This window comes from Comamonas sp. (assembly GCF_036666375.1).
Lineage (GTDB): Bacteria > Pseudomonadota > Gammaproteobacteria > Burkholderiales > Burkholderiaceae_C > Comamonas.
Map to the genome: position 1 here is coordinate 20,939 of NZ_JAVWWA010000052.1, position 9,807 is coordinate 30,745.

The window sequence follows — 9,807 nt, forward strand, 5'->3', positions numbered from 1 at the left end:
ATGCACGCGCCGCAGCGTTGCCAGGTCGACCTGGCCCGGGCGCAGCAACCGTTCGCAAGAGGCTGCCGAAGCAGAGGGCGTCATCGCGATGCTCCTTTGATTCGCAGCACGATAACGCCCGCCAACCGGGGGCGGCTGTCAGAGAAAACCGGGCTTACAGGGGCGGCGCGCGCCGGCTGCGCAAGCCGGGATCGATCCGCAATGCCCCTGGCCGGTGGCGCTCAGCGTTGGTACTTGAGCAGCCGGCCCTTGTAGGCGGGCAACTGTTCGCTGGCGGCGCGGTCCAGACGCATTTCCTCGACGCCAAAGCCCAGCTCGGCCATCTGCCGGCTGAACGCCGAGCGGTTGCCGCGGTCCGGGTCCACGACCCAGATCTGGGCCGCGGGCGTGCAGTGCGATTCGATGTAATTGGGCAGGGTGGCGCGCGCGTCGCGCTCGTAAAGCAGATCGCTGCCGACGATCAGGTCGAAGCGGCCGTCGACGGCCCAGACTTCGCTTTGCTCGTTGGTCGCCGACTGGTAGTCGAGCGGCAGGGTGCGCACGCCGTTGGCCAGGTCGTCATGGTCGCGGTCGGCAATGTCCATGCGCTCGTAGGCGGTCTGGTCGGTATGCGTCGCACCCCAATGGCCTATGCGGAACTTCATCGGCGGCAGCTGGTTGAGCCGCAGGTTCTCGCGCATGAACGCGCCGGCCAGGGGATGGCAGTCGCTGGCCGTGATGTCTTCGCCGCGGCGGTGGCACATCAGGCTCGTCAGGCCCAGGCCGCAGCCCAGCTCCAGAATGCGTTCGCCGGCAACGCGCGGGCGCGCGGCCATGCAGGCCGCGAGCTGTTCGCCCGAAGGCCACAGCAGCCCGAACAAGGGCCAGAATGCGTCGGAGATGCCCAGTTGCTCGGCCTCGCCCTGGGGGTCGTGGAACTGCTGTTTGTCGAGCAGCGAGCGTATGGTGAGCTGTTCCACGCCGCTGATGGCAATGGATTCCTGCTTGGTGAGATAGCCGGACATGGCTGGGAGACGCGCTTGCGCCGTTGCGGCGAGGCGGTATCGGTGGAGAAGCCGGCAGTATGGGGCTTTTGCCTACAAGCAGCGGGCCGCCGGGGTATAGCGCGCCCGCTTTTGCCGGGCACAATGGCTGCGCGCCAATTGGCGATTCACCAAGGAACCCTTTATGGCTGCAACCGGCTTGCTGATGCTGATCGACGACATCACCACCTTGCTCGACGATATCGCGCTGATGGCCAAGACCGCGGCGCGCCAGTCGACGGGCATGGCCGACGACGTCGTGACCATGACCAAGGTGGCCACGCAGAAGACGGCCGGCGTGCTGGGCGACGATCTCGCGCTCAACGCCGAGCAGGTGTCGGGCGTGCATTCGGACCGCGAGCTGTCCGTGGTCTGGGCCGTGGCCAAGGGCTCGCTGATCAACAAGGTGATCCTGGTGCCCGCGGCGCTGCTGATCAGCGTTTTTCTGCCGGCCGCAATCACGCCGCTGCTGATGGCGGGCGGCGCCTTCCTCTGCTACGAGGGCGTCGAGAAGATCGTGCATTCCTGGCAGAAGATGCAGGCCAGGCGCGCGGGCAAGGTCCCCGAAAAAGCGCTTGCGGCCGCGCCCGCGCCCAGCGCGCAAAGCCTGCAGGCGCTGGAGAAATCCAAGGTCAGCGGCGCGGTGCGCACCGATTTCATCCTGTCGGCGGAAATCATCGCGATTGCGCTGGGCACGGTCTCCTCGGAGCCGCTGATCGAGCAGGCCGCGGTGCTGTCGCTGGTGGCCGTGCTGGTCACGGTCGCGGTCTACGGCCTCGTGGCCTTGATCGTGCGGCTCGACGATGTGGGCATCGCGCTGATGGCGCGCGCCAGCGCCGCGGCCAAGGCGCTGGGCCGCGGCATCCTGCAGGCCACGCCCTGGCTGATGCGCGCGCTGTCCATTGTCGGCACGGCGGCCATGTTCCTGGTGGGCGGCAGCCTGCTGGTGCACGGCATGCCCTTCATCGAGCATGGCCTGGAAACCGCGCTTGCGGCCGTGGCCGGCTGGCCCGCGGCCGGACTGTGGCGCTTCCTGCTGCCGCAGCTGGTGCATGTGCTGGTGGGCGCGCTGGTGGGTTGCGTGGTGCTGGCCGTGGTCGGGCTGGTGGGGCGCATGCGCGGTGGCTCGGCGCAGGCAGCGCCGCACTGAGCGCCTGTCTGGCGATTCCTTGAGCTAAGGCAAAACGCCGCTGCGGGGCGCGGTGTCCAATGGTTTTCACGGGGGTTGTCCCCGGTAGAAGATTGCCACACCATGAAGAAAATCCTCCTCGCCGCCGCCGCTGTCTGTGCCTTGACTTCGGGTGCCGCCATGGCCCAGACCGAAGGCCCCTGGCTGGTGCGCGCGCGCGCCGTGCACCTCGACAGCGCCAACAAGGACAGCACCGGCCTGGGCCTGTCGATCAACAACAAGACGATTCCCGAGCTCGACATCACCTACTTCTTCAGCCCGAATTTCGCGGCCGAACTGGTGCTGACCGTGCCGCAGAAGCAGGATGTGCATTCGAGCGTTGCCGGCTACCTGGGAACGCTCAAGCACCTGCCACCCAGCCTGCTGGCCCAATACCATTTCACGCAGTTCGGCAGCTTCAAGCCGTATGTGGGCGCCGGTATCAACTACACGCGTTTCTCCAGCGTCAAGCTGCTGGGCGGCGCGGCCGATGTGAAGCGCAGCAGCTGGGGCGGCGCGCTGCAGGTCGGCGTCGACGTTCCGCTGAACAAGCAGTGGTCGCTGAACTTCGATGTGAAGAAGGTCTACATCAACACCGATGTGACGCTCAACGGCGCCAATGCCGGCAATTTCAAGATCAATCCCGTGCTGGTGGGCGTGGGCCTGGGCTACCGCTTCTAAGCGGGGGCAGGCAAGTTGGGGGTAAAGGCTTACCTCCACCCACCTCCCAGCGCCTTGTACAGCTGCACCCGGTTGTCGAGTTCGGCCTGGTGCAGGCGCACCACTTCAAGCTGCGCCGCATAGAGATTGCGCTGGGCGTCGAGTTCCTCGATATAGCTCGCATAGCCGGCCTGGTAGCGGTCATGCGCGAACGTGAGGCTTTGCTGCAGCACGTCGCGCCGCTCGATTGCAAACTGCGTCTGGCGCGCGAGGCGGGCGCTGCCGGTGAGCGCGTTCTCGGTGTCGGCGAAGGCCGCGAGCACCGCGCCGCGGTAGGCCAGCGCGGCCTGGTCGCGCTGGGCGCCGACGGCGTCGGCCTGGGCCTGCAGCCGGCCGGCGTCAAACAGCGGCGCGAGCAGGCTGCCGCCCAGGCTCCACACGGTCAGCGGGTTGTAGTTCAGCGCATTGACCATCAGGCTGCCCACGCTGGCGCTCAGGCTCACCTGGGGCAGGAAGGCCGCGCGCTGGGCCTGCAGCTGGTGGTCGCTGGCGGCCAGCAGCGCCGCGGCGCGCGCGATGTCGGGCCGGCGTTCAAGCAGCTGTGACGGCAGGCTCGCGGGCACGGGCGGCAGTGGCAGTTCCTGCAAAGTAATGCGCGGCGCGCCCAGCGCCACGTCGGCGCCGCCCGCCTGGCCCAGCAGCAGATCAAGCGTGCTGCGCTGCTTGTCGATCTGCCAGTTCAACTGCTCCACCTGCTGCTGCACGGCCGCGAGTTCGGCCTGGGCCTGGGTCTGCTGCAGCTGCGAGATATAGCCCACGCGCACCTGGTCGCGCGCCAGCTGCAGCGCCTGTTCGCGCGCCGCCACCGTGGCTTGGCTGATCGCCTGCTGCGCCTGCAGCGCGCGCAGGCCCACATAGGCCTGCACGGTGGTCGCGGCGACGTTCAGCGCCACCGCGTCGCGGTCGGCTTCGCTGGCCTGCAGGCGCGCGCCCGCGGCCTGTTCGAGCTGCGACAGCCGGCCCCAGACATCGAGCTCCCAGCTGGCCTGCAGGCCGGGCTGCAGCGAGCGCGTATGCGTCGGGCCGAAGGCGCCCAGGCTGCGCCCTGACTGCGCGCCCAAGGTGGCGTTGAGCTGCGGCGACTGCGCCGCGTCGGCGCTGGCCAACTGCGCCTGGGCTTCGCGCACCCGGGCCATGGCGGTCTGCAGATCGTTGTTCTGCGCCAGCGCCTGGGCGACCAGGCGGTCGAGCTGGGCGTCACCCAGCTGGCTCCACCAGTCGGCGGCAATGGTGGCCGGTGCGCCGGCGGGCGCGGCCACGCTCCACTGCGCGGGCAGCGCCACGGCGGCCAGCATGTCGGGTGCGTTGGGCTGCGGCGCCGCGCAGCCCGCAAGCAGGGCGACAAGCAAGGGGGATAAAAGGGCCAGGCGCTTCATGGCTGGGCCTTCTGTGCGCGCGTGTCGACATGGGCGACGACGGACATGCCGGGGCGCAGGCGCGCGGCCAGCGGCTGGTCGGCGTCGATCGCGATCTTCACGGGCAGGCGCTGCACGACCTTGGTGAAATTGCCGGTCGCGTTGTCGGCCTTGAGCACGCTGAACTCCGAGCCCGTGGCCGGGGCGATCTCCAGCACCTTGCCGGTCAGCGTCGCGCCGTTGAGCCCATCGACGGTGAAGCGCGCGGGCTGGCCTATGCGCACCTGGGCGGTCTGGGTTTCCTTGAAGTTGGCGATCACCCAGAGCTGCGGCGGCACCACATACAGCAGCTGGCTGCCCGCGGCGACATACTGGCCCTGGCGCACCGAGACTTCGCTGGCCTGGCCGTCGCTGGGCGCGCGCACCGTGGTGTTGTCGAGATTGATCTGGGCCTGGCGCACCTGGGCCTGGGCCATCTGCACCGCGGCTTCGAGGGCCTCGCGGTTGACCGTGGTGGCCTTGATGCTCTGCTGGCCGATGGCGATGTCGCCCTGGGCCTTGTCGACATTGGCCGCGGCCAGGCGCGCCGTGGCGCGCACCTTGTCGCGCTCGTTGAGCGAGACCGAGCCGCGCGCGGCCAGCTCCTCCACGCGCTGCAGCTCGGCGCGCGCGCGTTCGGCCTCGGCCTGGGCCGCGGCCAGCGTCGCCTGGCGCACCTGCAGGCCGGCCTGGTTCTGCGACTGGGTCTGGGCCGAGTTGGCCAGCTGGGCGCGTGCATTCGCGAGCTGGGCCTGGGCCTGGGCCAGCGCGGCTTCATAGCTGCGCGTGTCGATATGCACCAGGGGCTGGCCCACGCTCACATGTTCGTAGTCGTGCACCAGCACTTCGGTCACATAGCCGTTGACCTGGGGCGCAAGCACGGTCACCTGGCCGCGCACATAGGCGTTGTCGGTGGAGATGTCGCTGGTCTCGAACGGGCCTACGTTCCAGGCGCGCAGCACCAGCACGATGCCCACGGCGGCCAGCGCGGCCATCAGCAGCGCGCTGCGCAGGCTGGGGCGCTCTTTCTTGGGCGTGGGAGAAGGGCCGGCGGCGGCCGGGGCGGCAGGGGTAGCGGGGGGGGTGGTAGCGCTCATGGGTATTCGGTTGTTGTGGTGGAGCGAAAGGAGGCGGGGCGTCAGCCGGCGGCGGCGGGCGCGGGCCCGGGGCCGGCGCGGGCATTGGCGGGCATGGGGTCGGGCGCATCGTCGTCTTCGGAGTCGGGCGCGACAGCGGCATCGGTGCCCACTTCCGGCGTGGTCTCCGCGGTATGCCGCGCGTTGCGCACGGCTTCGAGGCGGCTGGCGCGGCGCGCGCGCCCGGCCTCGAACAGCGACCAGGCCAGATACGCCAGCGCGACCAGCGCGACGACGCGGAACACATCGTTGAAGGCGCGCACCTGGGCTTCGCGCCGCACGACCTGGCCCAGCTGGGCCGTGGCCTGGGCGGCGCGCAGCGCGGGGTCGGTGATCTGGCTGGCCAGCGCCTGCTGCTGCAGCTGCAGGCGCTGGGCGACCTGGGGCTCGGCCGGGTTGATCTGCTGCGACAGCGCGACCGAATAGGCCTGGGCGCGGTGGATCTGGTAGGTGCCCAGCAGCGCCGAGCCCGCGAGCCCGCCCAGCGACTGGGTGATGGAAATCGTCAGGATGGCGGTGAGCATGTGGTTGGGGCCGTTCTTGAGGCCTTGCACCATGCCCAGCAGCATCAGCGGGCCCATGAAGATGCCCGAGCCCATGGCCAGCAGGAACTGGCTCACGAAAAAGTCCGCGGGCCGGTCCAGGCTGGTGCGGCCGAAGTCCATCCAGGTGGCGGCGCCCAGCAGCACCAGCGCCGCCAGCAGCTGCGGGCCCACGCGTTCCAGGCCGAAGGTCAGCGCCGACAGCAGCATGCCCAGCACGGTGCCCACCAGGATCACGCCGAACAGCGGCTGCATCTGGTCGGGCGCCATGCCCAGCGTGCGCAGCATGCCGACCACGCCGTAGCTTTGCTCGGTGGTCAGGAAACGCAGCACGATGGCGCCGATCACGAAGCGTATCGTCGCGCCCTGGGTGAACCAGCGCGTGTGCAGCAGCGGGTTGCGCCGGTGGTGCTCGAGGTACAGGCCGGTGAGCAGCAGCAGCATCGAGGCAATCAGCATCCACGCCAGTTCAGGCGCGTCGAACCACCAGCGCGTCGTGCCCTGCACCAGCACCGCGACCAGCAGGCCTACGCCGGGCACCAGCAGCGCGATGCTCAGGAAGTCGCGTTTCTCGAACGCCTGGAACTGCACGCCCGCGGGCAGCTTGAGCAGCACCACGGCGGCAAACGACATCAGCGCCAGGCCGGCTTCGAACCAGTAGAGGTTGTGCCACTGGCCGTGGTCCAGCAGGCTGGGCGACAGCAGCCAGGCCAGCGGCGTGGCGAGCTGGCTGATGCCCACGCCCAGCACCAGCATCTTGAGCACATGCACGCGCGGCATGGCCTGCAGCATGTAGAGCGTGGCCAGCGAGGTGCAGGCCGCGGCGGCCAGCCCGCTGGCGCCGCGCAGCCACAGCAGGCTTTGCGCGCTGCCCAGCACCAGGTGCAGCACGCACAGCAGCGCATACAGGCCCAGGCTGATCTCGGTGAACAGCCGCATGCCGTACTGCTGGCGGAACTTGTAGACCAGCAGGTTGGCGGTGACGCTGAACGTGACATAGGCGCCCGTGAGCCAGGCGGCTTCGCTGGGCGTCATGCCCATCTGGCCCTGGATGGTGGGCAGGTTGACGCTGAACAGCGCATTGCCCAGGCCGCCGGTCAGGCCGACCAGGATGGCGACCAGCGCATAGCACACGCGCTCCCAGGGAGCGTGCGACAGCATGGCCGGTGAGCCGGGCAGGGCCGGCTTCTCGTGCTCCTCCCAATCGGGCGGGCGGCGCAGATAGACGGTTTCGGTCATGCGGCGGCGTCGGGCTGCAGGCCGCGGCGGATGATTCCCATGGCCTGGCGTGCCAGGCGCCGGCGCTCGGCGTCGCTGCTGCCGCGCAGCGCCGCGCCCAGCATGCCGATCAGCAGCGACAGGTCGCGCGCCTGCACATCGGCGCGCACCAGGCCCTGCGCCTGGGCGCGTTCCAGCGCCGGCGCAAACGCATCCCAGGCGCGCTGGCGCACGGCCTTGAAGCGCGGGTCCTTGAGGCTGGCGCTGCGCCAGTAATCTGACAGCGTGGGCGAGCTCACTATGCGTTCGGACAGGTAGGCCATCAGTTCAAAGAACGCATCGGCACTGTCTTCAAGCTTGAGCGCCTGGTCGTGCAGGCGCTGGGTCGAGCGCTCGAGCAGGCCCAGCAGGATGGCATCGCGGTCGGGAAACTGCCGGTACAGCGTGGCGCGGCCCACGCCCGCGTGCTCGACCACGAGTTCCAGCGGTGCGTTGACGCCATGCACGGTGAACACGGCATCGGCCGCGTCAAGCAGCTGCGCACGGCGCAGCGCCGCGTCGGGGCGTTTGGCAATCGGGGAGTTCATGGCTGCAATTATCGGACAATTTTGTCCGTTATTTGGGCGGCGCGATGAATGGCCCTGTGCGGCTGCGGCATTTGCGCCCGGCGCGCGCGGCCGGCGGGCTTCAGTTGCGCTGGTCGCGCTCGCGCTGCATGCCGCGGCCTATGGTCGCGGCCAGCATGCCCATTTCCTGGGCCAGGACTTCGAGGATGTCGTCCAGCGCCACCAGGCCGATCAGCACCTGCTGCGCCGTGACCACGGGAATGCGGCGCACGCCGTGGGCGCGCATGCTGCGCAGCACATCGATCAGCGAGGCGTCCTCGGCCGCGGTCACGGGCTTGGCGGTCATGACTTCGCCCACCGTGAGGCTGTCGGGGGCCAGCTCGGGCGCCACCACGCAAATCACGATGTCGCGGTCGGTGAGCACGCCGGCAACGGTGCGCAGGCCCTGGGTGTCATCGACCACGACCAGCGCGCCCACATGGTGTTCGCGCATCAGCCGGGCCGCGGTGACGAGATCGGTATGGCGATAGGCAATGGCGACTTCGCGCGTGCAGATTTCGCCGGCGGTCAAACGTTCGCTCATGGCAGTCTCCCGAAAGGAAAGCGATGTCGGCGCCCGCTGCCGAGTGCCGATGCCTGCTGAAGATGATGGCTCCAACAGGGCGGCGGGTCAATGCGCGCCGGGCGCGCGCGCCCTGCATGCGCTCCTGTCCTACCCGAAGCGCGCGCCTGCATGGCTAGGCTGGAGCCAGGGTCGGTTCCCGGCTGGCAAGGCGCCGCCGGGAGCGACGTTCTTGCTGCTTTTCCGGGAAGGTCCGCGCCCATGTTGCTTTCCGTTGCTCCCGCCGATGCCGAGGCACCCCCCTCCATGTCCACGCTGCCCGATATTCCGGCGCCAGACCCCGAGCGCCAGGCACTGGCCCGCGGCCTGCTGCAAACGCCGGCGCACATCTCCGCCAAGTATTTCTACGACCAGCGCGGCTGCGAGCTTTTCGAGGACATCACGCGCCTGCCCGAGTACTACCCGACACGCACCGAAAAAGCGCTGCTGCAGGCGCGCGGCGGCGACATCGCGCGCAGCGTAGGGCCCTGCACCAGCCTGATCGAGCTGGGCGCGGGCAATTGCGAGAAAGTGCGGCTGCTGCTGGCGGCACTCCAGCCGCAGTGCTTTGTCGGCGTCGACATCGCGGGGCCGTTCGTGCAGGCTGCGGTCGATGGCGTGGCGCGCGAATTTCCCGGCCTGGAGGTCTGCGCGGTAGAAGCCGACATCACCGCGCCCGTGACGCTGCCGGCGCACATCGGCGAGCGGGGCCGGCTGGTGTTCTACCCGGGCTCATCGATAGGCAATTTCGATCCCGACCAGTCAATGACGCTGCTGCGCCAGATGCGCGCGCTGGCAGGCGAGGGCGGCGGCCTGCTGATAGGCATAGACCTGCCAAAGGATCTGCTGGTGCTTGAAGCCGCGTACAACGACGCGGCCGGCGTCACCGCCGAATTCAACCGCAACGCGCTGGCGCATGTGAACCAATGCCTGGGCAGCGACTTCGATGCCGCGCAATGGGAACATGTGGCGTTCTTCAATGCCGCGCATTCGCGCATTGAAATGCACCTGCAGGCGCGCGCCGAGCAGCAGGTGCGCTGGCCCGGCGGCGCGCGCGCGTTTGCGCAAGGCGAGCGCATCCATACCGAGAACAGCTACAAGTACCCGCTGCCGCTGTTCCTGCAGATGCTGACCCAGGCCGGCTTCAAGGCCTGCAAGGCCTGGACCGATTCACGCGACTGGTTTGCCGTCATCCATGCAAAGACTTGACCCTCCCCTGAGGCGCTTGCGCGCCTTCCCCCCAGGGGGGCGGCACCATCGCTGCGGGGCAGCCCTGGCTCGGTTCCCCTGGCCCGGGACATGCCAAGTCTTGCGCAGCGTAATCAATGACCGGGAGGTGCATGATGTCGGCCCCGGGCAATGATTTGGCGGCTGCCTATGTCCGCGTGCGCCAGGCCAGCCTGGCGCTGGCCGCGCCGCTGTCGGCCGAAGACTGCTGCG

Annotated in this window: 9 protein-coding genes; 3 read left to right on the plus strand and 6 right to left on the minus strand. The window is 69.1% G+C overall.

Features of this window, described 5'->3' with window-relative positions; all coding sequences use genetic code 11:
- Positions 1–221: 221 nt before the first annotated feature.
- The gene (locus RR928_RS13860; protein WP_332537971.1) at positions 222–1,004 is read right to left on the minus strand and encodes a class I SAM-dependent methyltransferase; all 783 of its coding nucleotides are present in this window, start codon (positions 1,002–1,004) and stop codon (positions 222–224) included.
- A 163-nt stretch (positions 1,005–1,167) separates the two neighbouring features.
- On the opposite strand from RR928_RS13860, the gene RR928_RS13865 reads away from it, so the two are divergent.
- Together RR928_RS13865 and RR928_RS13870 are read left to right on the plus strand one after the other, a co-directional pair.
- Positions 1,168–2,172, plus strand: coding sequence for a DUF808 domain-containing protein (locus tag RR928_RS13865; RefSeq protein WP_332537970.1), 1,005 nt, complete (start codon positions 1,168–1,170; stop codon positions 2,170–2,172).
- Between the two features lie 102 nt (positions 2,173–2,274).
- On the plus strand, positions 2,275–2,871 hold the full coding sequence (locus RR928_RS13870; RefSeq protein WP_332537969.1) for an OmpW/AlkL family protein: 597 nt from the start codon (positions 2,275–2,277) through the stop codon (positions 2,869–2,871).
- A 29-nt stretch (positions 2,872–2,900) separates the two neighbouring features.
- Here RR928_RS13870 and RR928_RS13875 read toward each other — a convergent pair whose 3' ends face one another.
- The 5 genes from RR928_RS13875 to RR928_RS13895 form a co-directional block, all read right to left on the minus strand.
- Positions 2,901–4,286, minus strand: coding sequence for an efflux transporter outer membrane subunit (locus RR928_RS13875; protein ID WP_332682962.1), 1,386 nt, complete (start codon positions 4,284–4,286; stop codon positions 2,901–2,903).
- A complete protein-coding gene (locus RR928_RS13880) occupies positions 4,283–5,401 on the minus strand; it encodes an HlyD family secretion protein (RefSeq protein WP_332682964.1) in 1,119 nt (372 codons plus the stop codon). Before RR928_RS13880 ends, RR928_RS13875 begins: the two co-directional genes overlap by 4 nt.
- A 41-nt stretch (positions 5,402–5,442) precedes the next feature.
- Positions 5,443–7,221: an MFS transporter gene (locus RR928_RS13885; protein ID WP_332682966.1), complete on the minus strand. Its 1,779-nt coding sequence runs from the start codon at positions 7,219–7,221 to the stop codon at positions 5,443–5,445.
- Positions 7,218–7,787, minus strand: coding sequence for a TetR/AcrR family transcriptional regulator (locus RR928_RS13890; RefSeq protein WP_332537965.1), 570 nt, complete (start codon positions 7,785–7,787; stop codon positions 7,218–7,220). Before RR928_RS13890 ends, RR928_RS13885 begins: the two co-directional genes overlap by 4 nt.
- Before the next feature lie 100 nt (positions 7,788–7,887).
- The gene (locus RR928_RS13895) at positions 7,888–8,349 is read right to left on the minus strand and encodes a CBS domain-containing protein (RefSeq protein WP_332682968.1); all 462 of its coding nucleotides are present in this window, start codon (positions 8,347–8,349) and stop codon (positions 7,888–7,890) included.
- A gap of 240 nt (positions 8,350–8,589) precedes the next feature.
- On the opposite strand from RR928_RS13895, the gene egtD reads away from it, so the two are divergent.
- Entirely contained in the window at positions 8,590–9,576 is a 987-nt protein-coding gene (gene egtD, locus RR928_RS13900) for an L-histidine N(alpha)-methyltransferase (RefSeq protein ID WP_442881627.1), read from the plus strand.
- Positions 9,577–9,807: the final 231 nt, after the last annotated feature.